We start from the raw sequence: 16,374 nt of genomic DNA on the forward strand, positions 1-16,374 counted from the left end.
GCAAGGAGTAATCGCCATGAATATTGCCGCAAGACGCTTTAATAAGCACGTCCTCCAAAGGGGAATGGTCATCGGCGGGCTTCTTGCCGCTAGCGCGTTGTTGGGATGGGCAGTCCTGAATCCCGGAAGCGTACGATTGTTGATTACTGTCACGCTCGTCATCATGTTTGCAGCGATTCAGATCAAGAGCCCGAGGGCCGCCATTTTGTCCCTAATGGTCTTCCTGCCCTTCGTTGGGCACATCCGGCGCGTCTTGATCCCGGTTGCAGGCTGGAATACGCTGGACGCGCTCTTGGTCGTCAGTCCGATCGTCGTGCTTCTGCTTTCTTTAAACTGGCTTACCCGCAAATATATTCTAAGAGAAGAGATCGAGGGCGATACAAAGCTTTTCAAGATGGTTCGCATCATGCTCGTCATCGACCTTCTTCAGGTGTTTAATCCGCTGCAAGGCAGCCTGTTCGTCGGTCTGTCGGGCATCATCTATTACATCGTTCCGATTCTCATGATGATTCTCGGACGGGAATATCTGAATGAGAAAGCGATCCGGACGTTATTCAGTCTTGTTTTCTTGATAGGAATCCTCGCCGCGCTTTACGGATACAAGCAGTATTGGTTCGGCTTCTTTTCGTTCGAGGAAGAATGGATTCAGCTGTCTGGCTATGTAGCCCTGCAAGTGTACACGATGGTCCGTCCTATCGGCTTCTTCACGAACGCGGCTGAATATGCTCATTACCTAAGCATTGCGATCACCGTTGGATGGGGTTACTTCCTGAGAGGGTCGTCCGGGGTCAGGCTGTTCGCCGCGGCCGGCGTTGTTCTCATGTATACGGCGCTATTCATCGAATCTTCCCGTTCCGCAATTGTGACCTGCACGACAGCGCTCTTCCTGATGACCGTCGTCTGTTCCAAGAAAGCGAGCTCCAAGGTAATCCTGACCTTGGTTGCCGTTGGTGTTCTCATTGCCCTCTTTTTCGGCATGCAGAGGCTGGGCAACGACAACGGACTTATCACTCACTCTGTCTCGGGGCTGGCCGATCCTATGGGGGAAGATTCTACATTGCCGGGGCATATTGATTACATGTTCAAGGGGTTCAAGGAAGGCTTCAGCAACCCGTTGGGGTACGGTCTTGGAGTTACGACGATCGCATCCGGCAAGTTCGGCGGTAAGGCGCTTTCCTCGGAGATCGATTGGAGCAATCAGTTTATTGCGACGGGACTCTTCGGAGGAGCGATCTATCTTCTTGTCTTCTTCCGAACTCTGTTCCTTGGCATAGCTAAGGCGAACGGAGGCAACATGCTGCCTTTGATTATCATGGGGATGCTCGTATCGGAAGCAGGCCAATGGTTGACCGGCGGACATTATGCAGTCGTCGCCATCCTGTGGTTGGCAATCGGCTACTTGGACAGAAGCACCGCCGATTCGCCAATAACCCGTCAGGCTATTAACCGGGAAGGAGCGTACGAGAATGCCGATCTCACTGAATTCTCTTCGTCTAGGCAGCCCGGCTTCCCGTTACTTTGATCTGATTAGGGGACTTGCCGCCGTTTACGTGATGGTATTCCATCTGCGCCCCCAGCTGTTCGTCGATTCCGCTTCGGCGACGAGCAGCCCCCTGGCGGTCAAGGCTTTATATTTGTTCACTAGTCTTGGCTACCTACTCGTGATGGCCTTCTTCGTTCTCAGCGGCTTCTTGATGACGACGAGCATTCTGAAGTCGATGCAGACGGACCAGTGGTCTTGGCGCCTCTACGTATCCAGCCGCTTGATTCGCCTCTGGATCGTGCTGCTGCCCGCTCTGCTGCTGACGTATTTCTGGGATTCCCTAAGCATGTCCTTCTACCGGATGGAAGGGTTTTTCGCTGAGAGCCTTGACTGGAAGACCTTCTGGGGGAATCTCTTCTTCCTTCAACAGATCCATGTCGATAACTTCGGTCGAAATGTTCCTCTATGGAGTCTCAGTTACGAGTTCTGGTATTACATGCTGTTTCCTTGCTTAATTCAAGTATTCTTCGCCAATTCCAGTTGGAAGAAGGCGTTCAGTCTCGTCCTTGCGGCGGGCATTATTTGCTTTATCGGGATGTCTATTCTCGCTTATTTCGCGGTATGGCTGCTGGGAAGCCTGCTGGCGGTTGTCCCTTTGGTCAGAGTAAGGAGCAAATCGATCCGGACCATACTGTTAGCGGGCTCGATTCTGCTTGTTACCGCCATGCTGCTGTTCAGCAAATGGAAGGATCCCCACCTTCTGTCGGGAGAACTGGAGGCATTCCCGCTTTATTTCGGCGTCGGTGTGTCCTTCGCGATACTGCTCTACTTTCTATTAAGCTTCTACAACGTTTACGAACGAGTCACCCCGCTCCGAAGAGACAAGGGCTTCTCCAGATGGCTGGCTAGAATCTCCTATCCACTCTATTTAACGCACTGGCCTGTCCTCTTGTTCCTTACCAATGGGATAGGATATCAATCCTGGCAGCCGGACGCGTTGCATCTGATCTACGGAACGCTGATCGGGATCGGTCTCATCTTGTATGCGTGGCTTGTCGCAAGCATGACCGAAGCACATCTTCCGAGCATCAAAGCCAAGCTATTCAAGAATAGGCTTCAACCCGGAAGCAAACCGCAATGCTCCAAGCCAGTAGACGATATTACTCCCAAAGGAGGGGTGTGATGAAGCCCAAGCTGCACCGGATCCAATATTTGCGGGCCTTCGCGGTCGTGCTTGTCCTCTTGTTCCATGCGACCATCACGCTGAACGAACGGATAAATTACGAGTACGCCTCAGGAATCTTCGGATTCGGTTACATGGGGGTGGATCTATTCTTCGTCATCAGCGGCTTTATTATCTGCTATATTCATTACTCGGACTTCGGTGAGCGCAGGCGTCTTCGTTCCTACTACGTTCGAAGAATGACTCGTATCTACCCCGTCTATTGGATCGTGCTCGTTCCCGTTATCGCCTTTAATTTTCTCGTTCCAAGTTACGGAGACGGCTTCGAGCGAGAACTTCCGGAAATCCTGCAATCCTGGTTTCTCATTCCGCAGAGCCATCAGCCTATTCTTCGGGTAGCCTGGACACTATGGCATGAACTGTTTTTCTACTTTCTATTCGGGTTACTGTTCATTTGGAATCGCAACTTAAAGCTACTCATCGGAACGATCGCGGTTTGGGGCATTCTCTCGTCAGGCTCGATGTTTATCCACGATCATGGCGTCTGGCTATGGAGCGAGTACGTGTTCAGCCCTCACAATCTGGAATTCCTTGGCGGCTGCGGTATAGCGGTTCTGCTGCGCAGGAATAAGCTCAGTCCGAGAATGGCTTACTGGGCGCTCGGCATAGGAATCGTTCTGCTGTCAGGTGCATGGACGAATGAATATTGGCTGCATGTATCGATCCCGAGGGTCATTGCATGGGGAATCCCTTCTTTCTTCCTGGTTATATCCGTCTGCGCTTGGCCGGATAATGCCAAGGTTTCTAAGAATGGGTTGTTTGCCTATCTAGGAGACGCTTCCTACTCGATTTATCTCATCCACCTGTTAGGGATACATCTTTTCTATCAAGTATTTAATCGGCTGGACTTATTTAACCGGATTGGGAACTTCTCTATGGTTACGGCTTGCGCTATTGGAGCGTTGGTTGCCGGATGCATGTTCTATTCCATTGTCGAAGCTCCGGTCATGAAGAGAATAAGGAACTGGGCAGCCAAGAAGAAATCGATCAAGCTCAGTGCTTCAAGTCCGGCGGCGGAGGGGTGAAGCGGCAAGAATGGCGAAGAATTACGATTATCTGATTGTCGGAGCGGGAATCATCGGACTGACGATAGCAAGAGAGATCAAAAGAAGGCTGCCGGATTGCTCCGTCTGCATCATCGAGAAGGAGCGAGAGGTCGCCTTGCACGCCAGCGGAAGAAACAGCGGCGTTCTGCATGCGGGTTTCTATTATACGGCGGACAGCTTGAAGGCCAGATTCGCCCGCGAGGGCAATCTCGCGATGACGGCATATTGCGAGGAGAACGGTCTCAAGATCAACCGCTGCGGGAAGGTCGTTGTGACGACATGCGAAGAGGAACTCGAGAGTCTGGAAGAGCTTAAGAGAAGGGGAGACCGCAACGGGGTTGAGCTCGTCCCCATTGACGAGAAGCATCTATTTATGATCGAACCGAATGCACGCACCGTGGAGAAGGCGCTCTTCTCTCCGTTAACCTCTACTGTAGATCCTGTTGAGGTATGCCTCGCTCTTAAGCAGGAGATCGAACGGAAGGGGGTTGAGATCCTTTTCGAATGTCCCTTCGAAGGATGCCGCGAACAGACGGTCTTTGCGGGGAAAGAGACGATTCATGCCGGATTCCTCGTGAATTCTGCTGGCTTATACGCGGATTCGATCGCCAAGCAGTTCGGCTTCGGGTTCGATTATACGATCATTCCCTTCAAAGGGATCTATCTCAAATACGAGAAGAACAAGACGGATATCCGGACAAATATTTATCCGGTTCCTAACCTTAACAATCCGTTTCTCGGCGTTCACTTTACCAAGACGGTCGATGGTTCGATCAAGATCGGACCGACGGCAATCCCCACGCTGTGGCGAGAGAACTACAATGGCCTCCAGAACCTTAGCATGCCGGAGTTGGCCAACATTCTTTACTATGAATCGAAGCTGTTTCTAACCAATGCCTTCGGCTTCCGCTCCCTGGCGATGGAAGAGATGAAGAAGTACATCCGAAATCACTTCATCAATTTATCGCTTAAGCTAGCTCCCAATCTGGACAAGGATGGCTTCGGGGCGTTCTTAAGGCCGGGAATACGCGCTCAATTGCTAAATAAGAAAACAATGTCTCTCGTTCAGGACTTTATCGTAGAGGGAGACGATCGCTCGATCCATATTCTCAATTCCGTATCGCCGGCCTTTACGTGCTCGATACCGTTCGCGGAATATATCGTCAAGCTCATTCTCGAGAAGCAAGGCGGGGAACAGGTCGAGGCGGGGTAACCCGCTGATAAGGCTTGGTCACTTCCGAGAGAGAAATCATCCTTTTAATGGAACGGAGAATGAGGAATGGAGACGGTCTTAGTAACGGGAGCAGGCGGTTATATCGGAAGCGTATTGGTCCCCAAGCTGCTCAGGCAGGGCTACCGGGTGAAGGCGATCGATCGCTTTTTCTTCGGAGCGGATACGCTGGCTGAGCATCCGAACCTTACGCTTGTGAGGGAGGACACGAGAAGGTTGACGCTTGAGTTCTTCGAAGGCGTCGATGCCGTAATCGATCTGGTCGCAATCTCCAACGATCCGAGCGGAGAATGTTTCGTGGAGGAGACTTATCAGATCAACTATCTGTCCAGAGTCAACACAGCGAAGCTGGCAAAACTCGCCGGAGCCAAGCGCTATATCCTTCCATCCTCCTGCAGTCTATACGGCTATCAAGAGCAAGAGGTCATCGTGGACGAGCGCTCGCCGACGAACCCGCTAACCACTTATGCGAAAGCGAATGAAATGGCGGAACGGGGCGTTCTAGAGTTGGCTGATTGGGGATACACGGTCATTATCCTCCGTCAGGCGACAGTATATGGATACTCGCCGCGAATGCGGTTCGATCTAGCGGTAAACTCCATGACGATCGAAGCTTGGGAGAATGGCATCGTGCCTCTGAATCGAGACGGCCGACAATGGAGACCGTTCATTCATGTCCAGGATACCTCGGATGTCATGTGTCTTATGCTGAAGGCTGATCAAGAGTCGGTGAATGGAGAGATTTTCAATGTCGGTTCTGAGGCGAATAACTATCAACTGGGAAGGTTGGCTACGGAGGTCGCCTCCGCTTTTCCGGGAGAAGTACAGATCCAATGGGTCGGGGATGCCGATTTTCGCTCCTACCGTGTGAATTGCGACAAGATCTCTTCCGTTTTGAACTGGTCTCCAAGCCGGACGGTTACTGAGGGCGTTCGCGAGATCTATGACGCTCTCTTCACGGGCAAGATTGTTCGGAACGCGCAGACGATTACGCTTAAATGGTATCAAGAGCTATCCAAGTGGCACCGAATTATTAAGGATATCGAGCTTCATGGCGGCATTCTAAGATTGTGAGGGATGATATGAGGATTCTGGCGACAGGCATGGAGTGGCACGAGCATCATCCGGGAGGGCTCAATCAATACTTCGCAGATTACTTGAGAGCCATGGTCGAACAAGGACATTCCGTCGAAGGGCTTATTAGCGGGGAAGGCAAGCCGCTTTCAGCTCCTGATTATGTTCGCGATATTGCAGAAGCGCTCCCCGCGCTGACGACGATGAAGCGCGTGAGGTCGTTCTACCGGGGGATCATAAGCCAGAGCAGGGAGAACGAGCCGAATGTATTCAATCCGCACTTCGCGCTATACGCTGCCATGGTCGGCAGGAAATCACTCCCCCGGCATATCCCTATCGTGACCCACTTTCACGGCCCATGGTCGCTGGAATCGCTAGCGGAGGAACAAGGCCGTTCTTTATCCAAGCTTCTGCGAATCCGTATGAAGAAGAGCATCGAGCAGTCCATTTATCGAAGGTCCGACGCTTTCATCGTATTAAGCGACTATTTCCGAAGCTTGCTCTCCGAAGAGTTCGGGATCTCCGAGCAACGGATTCATGTGATTCCGGGCGCGGTTGATACGGAGCGATTCAAGCCCGCGCTGGATCGCGAAGCCTTGCGGAGACGGCTTCGAATCCGGCCCGAAGAGAAGCTTCTGGTCTGCGCGAGAAGGCTTGTTCGCCGCATGGGCATCGACAATCTGATCCGTGCGATGCCGGACCTTATACGGGAATCTTCTTCGCCGGTTAGGCTATGTATTATCGGGGAAGGACCTTTGCGCGGAGAGCTTCAGGGAGTCATTGATTCCTTGCAGCTCGGAAGCAGGGTGACGCTTCTCGGCAGGGTGAGCACGGAAGACCTCGTATCGTGGTACCAGGCGGCTGATCTAGCCGTCGTACCGACGATTACACTGGAGGGGTTCGGGCTCGTTACAGCAGAGGCGCTGGCTTGCGGAACTCCCGTGCTTGGGACACCTTACGGGGGGACAAAGGAGATCCTTACGCGCTTCTCGGAGAGACTTTTATTTGATGATGGGAGTCCGGAAGCGATCGCGAGGAAGGTATATTCTATCCTTAATGGTTCCGAGTCGATGATCGGGAGAGACGCATGCCGCGAACATGTTCTGCAGCATTATACATGGGGCAGGATTGCTGAGCGAATTACTGAAGTGTTTAATGAGGCTATTGAACATAGAAAGGAGTACTGCAGGTATGAAAGTAGCCTTCTATAATCATACGAGCACGGTCAGTGGCGGAGAGATCAACTTGCTCTCGATTGCGAGCAATCTGCAGGGTATCCATCCGATCATCTTCGCCCCAGAGGGTGACTTGATCGATCGGGCGCGCAAGGCGAAGATTCCTACGGTAACTCTCGATAGCTGCGAGGCTCGGCTGTCCCGCAATCCGATTCGCCTGGTTAAGGACAGCTTTGGCATGGCGGCGGCGGGCTTTCGATTCGCGAGGGCCATTCGCAATAAAGGCATAGACGTGATCCATGCTAATTCCCTTCGCGCGGGAATGATGGCGGCGACGTTCTCTTGGTGGCATCGCACGCCGACCGTCTGGCATTCTCAGGACATTCCTCCCGGCGGCTGGATAGGACGGGGAATGAGGCTGCTCGCACGTTTATCGGCCCGATCGATCTTATGCATCTCGCGCTCGGTCATGGAGGGCTTCGAGACACCCTCTCTGCAACAGAAGCTGGAGCTCATCCATAACGGAGTCGAGCCTAAATCGTTCTCGCCGGAGGAAAGGAGGCGAATCCGCAGCGCTCTGAGGGCAAAGTGGGAAACTCCGGACACCGCGAAGCTTGTCGTTATCGTCGGGCAGATTACCCCATGGAAACGCCAGGCCGATGCAATCCTTGCATTGGAGAAGCTGGTTCGCAGAGGACAGAACGCCTATCTGTGGATTATCGGGGAAGCGAAGTTCAGAGAGGAGAATCGTGTCTATCTGGCTTCCCTTCATGACCTTGTCAGGAAGGCAAACCTCATGGAACGGGTGCGCTTCACCGGGTTCCGGGACGATGTGATGGAGCACTGCTGCGCGGCTGACGTGCTCTGGCTTTGCTCGGAAAATGAGCCGTTCGGACGAGTCATCATCGAGGCGATGTCCCAGTCTGTCCCCGTCGTCGCAACGAACGGAGGGGGCGTTCCGGAGATTATTGAACCGGAACGCAGCGGGCTGCTTTATGCGACAGGGGACATTACGGCGCTTGCCGATCAGACCGAACGGCTGCTGTCGGACGACTGCTTCCGTCAGCGGATCGGCGAAGCTGCGTCGGACCGGGTCGCCTTGCAGTTTACGATTCGCAGCGCAGTGCAGAAAATAGAGAGCGTCTACCGCAAGATTCTCGCCGACTCCAAACAAGGGACACAACGACCGAAGGAAGGACAAACCTATGAGCAGTCCTTATAAAATTGCCATCGTTCACGATTACTTGAATCAGATGGGCGGTGCGGAGCGGGTTGTCGGCCTGCTTCACCAGATGTTCCCGGAGGCTCCTATTTATACGACCATTCTGGATCATGAGCGGCTATGGCCGGAGCTTGCGATGGCGGACATCCGAACTTCCTGGATGCAGCGAATTCCAGGCATTCTGAAGCACTCCAAGCACTTCTTCTGGCTGTACCCATTCGCCGTATCCACCATGAAGGTCAAAGGCTACGATCTGATCATCAGCTCAAGCAGCGCTTTCGCGAAGGGCGTCACCGCACGCGGTTCGACCCGCCATATCTGCTATTGCTACACCCCGATGAGATTCGCTTGGGACTTCTCTACGTACATGGAGTCGAACGAAGTGAGTTCCCTGCAGAAGGCGATCGCGCGATGGGCCATGCTTCCGCTCCGGCTCTGGGATAAGCGCAACTCCGGCAAGGTCGATCGGCTCGTGGCTATCTCATCCATTGTTCAACGTCGCATCGAGAGCTATTACGGCCTCCCTTCCGATCTGATCTTCCCGCCCGTGAACGTAGCCAGGTTCAAGCTATCGGAAATGCCGCCGGAAGATTATTATCTGGTCGTCTCTAGGCTCGTTTCCTATAAGCGGATCGATCTGGCTGTTGAAGCCTGCACGAGGGCAAAGAAGAAGCTAATCGTGATCGGAGACGGTCCGGATCGAGTTCGTCTGGAGTCGCTTGCAGGTCCGACCGTACGTTTTATGGGAAGGCTATCTGATGGTGAGATCGAACGATACATGCAGCATTGTCTCGCTTTTCTTTTCCCAGGACTCGAAGACTTCGGCATTACGCCGCTTGAGGTAAACGCTTGCGGTCGTCCGGTTATCGCCTTCCGCGGGGGAGGCGCTCTTGATACGATAGATCCTGCCGTCAACGGTCTCTTCTTCGATAGGCAGAGCGTACCCGACCTCATCATGGCCATGGAAGAAGCAAAGTCGCGGAACTGGGATTCTGCTTCAATCCGGCGTCACGCCGAGAAATTCGGAGAGCAGGAATTCCGGAATCGGCTGATTCAGCTTGTTCAATCCGTAATGGGGCTACAGCCTTCTATCAACGAAACAGGGCTTTCCCCGGAGTCGTATTTCGACAGGCGAGAAAGCCCACTGCGCTCTAATATCCGATAAAGATAATCGTTCCGGAATAGGACGTCTTGCTGTTCGGATTCAACTGAATCGCATTACCGTAATTTGTCTGGAGGATGGCGGAAGCCGGCATTCCGGTCGTGTTCTGGAGTAGCGTTGCCTGAGCCATATCGGTCAGAGGGAACTGGAATGGAATGCTCTGAGCGGTAGAGGTACTGTTGACGTAATTCTTAAGAGTAAGAGTGATTTGCCACATCTGATAATACCCGTTCACAAGTCTCATCGGGGCTTGGTCGATGAACACGTTGCCTCCCGAAGTTCCTTTATAGGCCTTGTCGCTTCGAGCCTGGCCATTGATTGTGAAGTAGCCTCCGAGAATGTTGAAGCTTGTGTTGTCGAAGGAGCCAACCCACTTGGCGGCATTGTCTCGAATGCGAATCCCCGGCAGCGTATCGGAGTTATAGTAGGTGAAGCCGCTTAGTCCGGGCTCATAAATGATCGTCCCTCGACATTGACCCACGATAACGGATTCGGCCGTCGGATACGCCGAAAGAGTGTTGGAAACATCGACATACCAGCCGAAGCCTGGATTGCGAATCGTCACGCCGATGAGTCCGCCCGCGCCAAGTCCGGGGTTGCTGTTCCATGATTCCGAATAGATGGCGGCGTTGCCGATTCCCTCGAAACGAACGCTGTCGAGCACCCATTCGATAAGAAAAGCTATCGGGTTCACTCCGCTTACCGGAGCCTCCTGATAGATGCCGAACGGGCAGACGGAGAGATGGCATCGGAGGAAGAACGTCTCCGGATGGCCGGAATGATCGGAGGCGACAGCGATTGCGGCGAAGGAAGCATGATCGAGTGTACAGTCGATAAAATTATGGTCGCCTTGGTCGTTCTTGAAATAAACGTTGTAGTAAGAGCCGCTGAAGTAACAATGCGTCATCGAGGAATGGCTTGCGCCGTTTATGACGAGACCATGTCCGAAGTCGGAGATATTAACCCGATTTAGGAAGGAGCGTTTCGTCATCTCCACGCCATTGTAAGCACGAGTTTTTACTCCAAGCGTCCAGGTTCCCGTTCCCCCTCGAAGCGTTACGTCCTCCATCCCGGTTGTAAACCCTGAACCGGGAGGGTTCATAAGGATGGCTGCGACACCGTCTCCAAGACTAGTATCTACCGTAATTAGACTAACTCCCGCCCCCATCCCTTTGATGATGATCTTATTCAGAACCAGTTGCTTCCTTAGGAAGTATTCCCCGGCCGGAATAACTAAGGTTCCGCCTCCTAAGGTGTTCAGCGTCGCGATCGCGTTCTGAAAAGCGGCTGTCGCATCCGTTCCGGCCGTCGCATTCAGAATGACTTGGCCTCGAATGCCAGCTCCCGTACCGATGACCGTCGTCGAGATTGTCACGTTCGAGGAACCGTCGAAGGTTGCTGAGCCCGACACGCCCCCCGTCAGGGAGATCGTGCGGGCAGTCTGCAGTTTGGCTGCCTGATCGACGATGCCATCGCCATTCGCGTCATAAACACTCTTCTTCATGTCGCCGAAATTCGGAGCGGAAGTGGTGATCGTCACGTCCCTGGAGCCGTCGAAGTTGGCGGATCCCGACACATCTCCTGCAAGGATAATGTTACGAGCGTTCTGCAGCTTGGCGGTCTGATCGACGACCCCGTCGCCGTTCGCGTCATAAACGTTCTTCTTCATGTCCCCGAAGCTTGGAGCGGAAGTGGTGATCGTCACGTCCTTGGAGCCGTCGAAATTGGCGGATCCCGAAACGTCTCCCGCAAGGATAATGTTGCGAGCGTTCTGCAGCTTGGAGGCTTGATCGACGATGCCGTCGCCGTTGGTGTCGTAAACGCTCTTCTTCATGTCGCCGGTGCTTGGAGCGGAAACGGTAATCGTTACGTCCTTGGAACCGTCGAAGCTGGCAGATCCCGACACATCTCCTGCAAGGATAATGTTGCGAGCGTTCTGCAGCTTGGCTGCCTGATCGACGATACCGTCGCCATTGGTATCGTAAGTACTTCTCGACATATCGCCTGATCCGCTTCCGCCGCCGCTAACGGCACTTATGGCAAATGCGGAAGCGGGTATTAAGGCAGCCATCAACGGATGTGCCGTACTGTTCGGGTGGATTCCATCGTTTGTATAGGAGGCCTTCCAAACGGGATCGCCGTTTGTCTTGCTTGTCGTAACGATTATGCCTGTGTCAAATACGGCATCGAGACCGATTGGAGCGGGAATTACTGATCCCGACACGGTTTGGACAGACGATCCGTGAAGCCACCGATTAAGGTCGCCCCATACTTCATTGCCACCGTTCGCTCTCAATTTGAAATTGGCGGCGGTAGGAGTTTGGTTGGCTACCGTGCTAAAGCTGTCAGTCGACGATGTGCTGACGCCGGGAACGCAGGAATAAACCTTAACGCCAGCATTCTTGATTCCGCTTATCAGCGTTTGATAGAGATTTGTAATAGACGAGATAGCGGTACTGCCCTGGTTATGAGGCGAATTAATGTCGTTTACCCCATACTCGATCATAGCATGCGTGCAATAGGGCAGGAAGCTAAAGCGATCGCTAACGTAAGTGGAGACATATCCGTTGTTCATAACGACGTCTTCCAGCGATTCTCCGTTTCCTCCGAGATCGATCCATGAGCCTCCGGCGGCATTAACAGCCATCTGCATGAAGCCGTAGGAGAGGCCATAGGTGCTGCTCCCCATTCCAACACCCTTAGAGATGGAATCGCCGAACAAAGCGACGACCGGATAAGGGGCGGAGCCGGGATTAGGCCTGCCTATGCATAGGATCGCACCATATCCGTTGCCCTCGCGTGGAGACAGCATGCTCCAGGTGGAGCTCTCGGTCGTCGCCCCGTTAACTATAGTCGTACCGTTATAGTATTGGGAATTGTTGAAGACACCGGCAGTTTGGTTGGTCAGATCCCCATCGATCCAACCGTCCCCCGCGCTAATGGACATCCGCCAGTTGAGCGGCCATTTGGTCTTGGCATAGATACGCAGGTATACCGTCTGCCCTTTCGTGAAGGCGCCGCGGAACTTGTCGGTGCGGACGGTTTGATCCGAGCCGACCGTAATGGTTCGAGAGGCGTTAACCGTCAAGGGGTAGAATGTGACATCTCCCGTCCCAGACGGCACTTCGAGCGTCACCTTCAATTCGAGAGAGGCCGTATTCCACGAGCTTGGATTTTGGAAGACCCACTGCACGTCCGAGCTGTTCACGGTAAAGATATGCTTCTGGCGGAACGTTACTCCTCCTTTGGTGCCTGTCACGCTGTCCTTGCCCGCATAGGTCTCGGCACCTGTGAAGCTTGCTTCGTTCCGCTTGCCGACAACGCGGATATTCGGAAGGTTATAGGCGACGATAGCGGAAGAGGCAGATCCCCCGGAGAGAGTCGTCGCGATCGACACGTTGGCAGAGCCGTCGAAGGCAGCCTTGCCGGTAACATCTCCAGTCAAGGCGATCGTTCTTGCCGTTTGGAGCTTTGCGGCTTGATCGACCACACCATTGTTGTCTTTGTCGTAGACACTTTTCTGCATGTCGCCGCTGGCCATGTTCGCATCATCTCCTAAACAATATTCTTTATATTTTGAAGATACGATTGGTATCCAAGTGGATTATGGGACGAAGGGCATGTCTTTCTATCAATTCAATCCAGCATGTACAGGTCTTCTTACCATAACGTATGCTGTCGAAAAAATTCGGATTGGATACTTAGTACCTATTTATTTTATCTAATGTTTAACAAAACTAGGATAAATACATTGACCAGATACATAATGTATCATAGTATGTAAATGTATGGAGTAAATGCAGCGGATCGTATAAAAAAACGTTGCGAGTTTAAGCCGTGTTAAAGGCCCCCGCATGCGACAAATGGGAGGGAAGACGGATATGACAAAGAACGGATCTGTCGGAGTCAGCGTGGTTATTCCCGTTCGAAACGGAGCTAAGTTCATTCTGCAAACGTTAGAATCGATTGCCCGGCAATCCTACCAAGGTATTGAAGTGATTGTCATCGATGACGGCTCGACAGATGAAACCGTTCGAATTGTTCAAGCCTTCGTGAATGCGGATCCGAGGTTCAGGATCTTTCCCAATGCCGGAGGCCAAGGAGTCGAAATTGCACGTAACTACGGTGTCTCGTTGTCAAGCGCGGACTGGATCGCGGAATGCGATGCGGATGACCTATGGCATGAAGATAAGCTGAGTCGGCAAATTCGATTTCGTGACAGCTGGAATCATGAGATTCCCCTTGTCATGCTAGGAACGGCAGCGCAGCTTATTAATGAAAAAGGAGATGTAGTCGGAACTCTGAGCGCCAGCCCGACAAGCTTTGAAGAATACTTGGAATGGATGGCCAGAGGCGACTATTTCTTAGTGAACCATTCGTCCGTCTTTTATGAGAAGCGCACTTTCCTGAATGTGGGGGGATATAAGCAAGGGTATACCGGCGCGGAGGATCCGGAGCTGAGCTCGCGAATGGCTGAACACGGAGCGGTCGTCAATATACCGGAACCCTTATTCAAATATCGCAAGCACTTAGGAAGCTTGATGCTGGCTACTACATCGACTCAGGATATCAATTTTCTTCGGATCAAGGAGAACATCATTCGCAGGCGAAAGGGCCAGGAAGAGCTTACTTACGATCAGTTTCTTGCTGAGTTTAAGCAGAAGATGACTGCGGAGGGAATGAGGCGTTTTAACCGCAACGTCAAAGGAACGTTTTATTACCGCAAAGGCTCGATCCATCTCGTCAACGGGCAACTGCTACAAGGGATGTTCTTTTTGTCCCTCGCTTCCTTCTATAATTCTAGAAGAGTGTGGAGCGGGCTGCGGAGAAATATGCGACACTACCGAACGAGTGGAGGATGAGCGAATATGGACATCCCTGATACGCCGATATTGTTGTACAGGCCTTTTCTTCCGCCGATGGAAGAATACATGAGAGAAATAGAAAGAATATGGTCGACCGTTACGCTAAGCAACAACGGCCCGATTCATCAAGAGTTCGAAGCTAAATTGACGGAACGCTTGCATGTGGAAAATGTATCGTTATTCGTAAATGGTCATATGGCTTTGGAGATTGCGATCAAAACGCTAGGGTTGCAAGGCGAGGTCATTACGACTCCCTTTACGTTTGCTTCGACTGTTCACGCAATCTCCAATTGCGGTCTGACTCCCGTCTTCTGCGATATCCGCCCGGAGGACTTCAATATCGACGCATCGAAGATCGAGGATTTGATTACCGACAAGACGTCCGCGATAATCCCGGTTCATGTATTCGGAACTCCGTGCGATGTGGTGTCCATCGATCGGATCGCCCAGAAGCATAAGCTGAAAGTAATCTATGACGCGGCGCATGCTTTTGGCGTAAGTGTAAATGGAACCGGAATCGGCAACTTTGGCGACATCTCCATGTTCAGTCTTCATGCGACAAAGGTATTCCATTCCATTGAAGGCGGAGCCTTGGCATATAATCATCGACCTTATAAACCGCTGATGAACAAGTTGAGAAACTTTGGGATTCACTCCCCGGAAGCGGTTGATTTGATCGGCACGAACGCGAAAATGAACGAATTCCAAGCTGCGATGGGCGTCATTAACTTGAGGTATATCGATGTCGAATTGGAGAAACGAAGGAAGCTGACGCTCCAATATCGCCAAAGGTTAAGTTCTATCAAGGGTTTGACTTTGATGCATGATAAACCCGGCGTGATTCCCAATTACGTTTACTTTCCCGTATTGATCGAATCCGACGAATTCGGGATGACAAGGGACGAGCTGCATGACCGGCTGAAACAAGTAAATGTGTTTACCAGAAAATACTTTTATCCGCTATGCAGCGACTTTGATAGCTACAGGCATCTGGGAAAGGCTGGACAACTTAGGTATGCAAGATCCATAGCTTCAAGAGTGCTCGTTCTACCTTTATATTCGACGCTTTCTGAAGAAACGGTGGATTATATTTGCGATTCGGTTCATTATATCTACGAATTTGGCGGGTTAACGGCCGAATCTCCTGTTAATTAATTCTTTATTTGACATGATACAATACGTATCATAAAATAAAAATTAGAAAGCGAGGTGATAGGAATGAAGAAATACGATGCTCCGCAAATCATCGTTCACCAAGCCGTGGTGTTCGAGCACTTCCCAAGCTACTCCGGCAGAGGGCCTCGCTAATTGGCTAATGACTAGCGGGGAGTCAGAACGGACGAAGAGAAGATTGAATTTTCAATCTTCTCTTTTCCTATATATGCACTAAAGTCAGCAAGAAGCTCCAATCGTCTATCGACCGAGAAGAAGATAAGACTTTCGGCCCTCCTCGACAAAAATAGAACCTGCGTGTTAGCTATCGAGCAGGAATTGCGACAGGCTCTACCGATCAATGCTTGTATAATGAGGGTAATAAAGGCTCATAACGTTCGGAACTGAACTTACTATGTCGGAAAGGTTAGTGTTGAAGGATGAGAGCCGATTCGTTGATAGAGATGGAGAGAGAGCAAATGGAGAGAGAAGAGACGGAGAAAGTCAGCGTTGACATTCGAACCATACTGGAGCAGCTCGGTCTGAACTACAACAATTGGCAGCTGGCGAACGCGGCCGAAGAGAACGGCGATTAGAAAGCGATTAGAAAGCAATTTAAGCGCCCCGCAGGACAAGAAAGGATTGAACCGCTCTTAATAGCGGCTCAATCCTTTCTTGTTGAATACCATGCCGCTGACATAGCGGTCTTCGGTTTATGGCT

Annotated in this window: 11 protein-coding genes; 10 read left to right on the plus strand and 1 reads right to left on the minus strand. The window is 51.9% G+C overall.

Features of this window, described 5'->3' with window-relative positions; all coding sequences use genetic code 11:
• Nucleotides 1-16 precede the first annotated feature (16 nt).
• From ELR57_RS20375 to ELR57_RS20410, 8 genes are all read left to right on the plus strand, one after another.
• Nucleotides 17-1,522, plus strand: a complete 1,506-nt coding sequence (locus tag ELR57_RS20375) for an O-antigen ligase family protein (RefSeq protein WP_126960936.1) — start codon at nucleotides 17-19, stop codon at nucleotides 1,520-1,522.
• On the plus strand, nucleotides 1,467-2,666 hold the full coding sequence (locus tag ELR57_RS20380; protein WP_126960937.1) for an acyltransferase family protein: 1,200 nt from the start codon (nucleotides 1,467-1,469) through the stop codon (nucleotides 2,664-2,666). The genes ELR57_RS20375 and ELR57_RS20380 overlap by 56 nt, the downstream gene beginning before the upstream one ends.
• Nucleotides 2,666-3,751: an acyltransferase family protein gene (locus ELR57_RS20385; protein ID WP_158630097.1), complete on the plus strand. Its 1,086-nt coding sequence runs from the start codon at nucleotides 2,666-2,668 to the stop codon at nucleotides 3,749-3,751. The genes ELR57_RS20380 and ELR57_RS20385 overlap by 1 nt, the downstream gene beginning before the upstream one ends.
• Before the next feature lie 10 nt (nucleotides 3,752-3,761).
• Nucleotides 3,762-4,985 (plus strand): L-2-hydroxyglutarate oxidase, encoded by a 1,224-nt coding sequence (lhgO, locus tag ELR57_RS20390; RefSeq protein ID WP_126960939.1) that lies wholly within the window; start codon nucleotides 3,762-3,764, stop codon nucleotides 4,983-4,985.
• A 66-nt stretch (nucleotides 4,986-5,051) separates the two neighbouring features.
• Complete coding sequence (locus ELR57_RS20395; protein ID WP_126960940.1) at nucleotides 5,052-6,077, plus strand: NAD-dependent epimerase/dehydratase family protein; 1,026 nt, start codon at nucleotides 5,052-5,054, stop codon at nucleotides 6,075-6,077.
• Between the two features lie 8 nt (nucleotides 6,078-6,085).
• Nucleotides 6,086-7,288: a glycosyltransferase family 4 protein gene (locus ELR57_RS20400; protein ID WP_126960941.1), complete on the plus strand. Its 1,203-nt coding sequence runs from the start codon at nucleotides 6,086-6,088 to the stop codon at nucleotides 7,286-7,288.
• Nucleotides 7,269-8,474 (plus strand): glycosyltransferase family 4 protein, encoded by a 1,206-nt coding sequence (locus ELR57_RS20405; protein WP_158630098.1) that lies wholly within the window; start codon nucleotides 7,269-7,271, stop codon nucleotides 8,472-8,474. The genes ELR57_RS20400 and ELR57_RS20405 overlap by 20 nt, the downstream gene beginning before the upstream one ends.
• Nucleotides 8,458-9,639 (plus strand): glycosyltransferase, encoded by a 1,182-nt coding sequence (locus ELR57_RS20410; RefSeq protein WP_126960943.1) that lies wholly within the window; start codon nucleotides 8,458-8,460, stop codon nucleotides 9,637-9,639. Before ELR57_RS20405 ends, ELR57_RS20410 begins: the two co-directional genes overlap by 17 nt.
• On the opposite strand, the gene ELR57_RS28160 is transcribed toward ELR57_RS20410, so the two are convergent.
• Complete coding sequence (locus tag ELR57_RS28160) at nucleotides 9,626-13,177, minus strand: SGNH/GDSL hydrolase family protein (RefSeq protein WP_202866421.1); 3,552 nt, start codon at nucleotides 13,175-13,177, stop codon at nucleotides 9,626-9,628. The two genes, ELR57_RS20410 and ELR57_RS28160, sit on opposite strands and share 14 nt — an antisense overlap.
• A gap of 340 nt (nucleotides 13,178-13,517) precedes the next feature.
• Between ELR57_RS28160 and ELR57_RS20420 the strand changes: the two genes are divergently transcribed.
• Entirely contained in the window at nucleotides 13,518-14,498 is a 981-nt protein-coding gene (locus ELR57_RS20420; protein ID WP_158630099.1) for a glycosyltransferase family 2 protein, read from the plus strand.
• A 6-nt stretch (nucleotides 14,499-14,504) separates the two neighbouring features.
• Nucleotides 14,505-15,656: a DegT/DnrJ/EryC1/StrS family aminotransferase gene (locus ELR57_RS20425; protein WP_126960945.1), complete on the plus strand. Its 1,152-nt coding sequence runs from the start codon at nucleotides 14,505-14,507 to the stop codon at nucleotides 15,654-15,656.
• Nucleotides 15,657-16,374 lie beyond the last annotated feature (718 nt).

Origin of the sequence: Cohnella sp. AR92, from assembly GCF_003990975.1 — a bacterium.
GTDB lineage: Bacteria > Bacillota > Bacilli > Paenibacillales > Paenibacillaceae > Cohnella.

Bases quoted from the DNA above. Each gene is read 5' to 3' on its own strand.
- ELR57_RS20375 (WP_126960936.1), top strand. From the start codon at position 17: ATGAATATTGCCGCAAGACGCTTTAATAAGCACGTCCTCCAAAGGGGA.
- ELR57_RS20380 (WP_126960937.1), top strand. From the start codon at position 1,467: ATGCCGATCTCACTGAATTCTCTTCGTCTAGGCAGCCCGGCTTCCCGT.
- ELR57_RS20385 (WP_158630097.1), top strand. From the start codon at position 2,666: ATGAAGCCCAAGCTGCACCGGATCCAATATTTGCGGGCCTTCGCGGTC.
- lhgO (WP_126960939.1), top strand. From the start codon at position 3,762: ATGGCGAAGAATTACGATTATCTGATTGTCGGAGCGGGAATCATCGGA.
- ELR57_RS20395 (WP_126960940.1), top strand. From the start codon at position 5,052: ATGGAGACGGTCTTAGTAACGGGAGCAGGCGGTTATATCGGAAGCGTA.
- ELR57_RS20400 (WP_126960941.1), top strand. From the start codon at position 6,086: ATGAGGATTCTGGCGACAGGCATGGAGTGGCACGAGCATCATCCGGGA.
- ELR57_RS20405 (WP_158630098.1), top strand. From the start codon at position 7,269: ATGAAAGTAGCCTTCTATAATCATACGAGCACGGTCAGTGGCGGAGAG.
- ELR57_RS20410 (WP_126960943.1), top strand. From the start codon at position 8,458: ATGAGCAGTCCTTATAAAATTGCCATCGTTCACGATTACTTGAATCAG.
- ELR57_RS28160 (WP_202866421.1), bottom strand. From the start codon at position 13,177: ATGGCCAGCGGCGACATGCAGAAAAGTGTCTACGACAAAGACAACAAT.
- ELR57_RS20420 (WP_158630099.1), top strand. From the start codon at position 13,518: ATGACAAAGAACGGATCTGTCGGAGTCAGCGTGGTTATTCCCGTTCGA.
- ELR57_RS20425 (WP_126960945.1), top strand. From the start codon at position 14,505: ATGGACATCCCTGATACGCCGATATTGTTGTACAGGCCTTTTCTTCCG.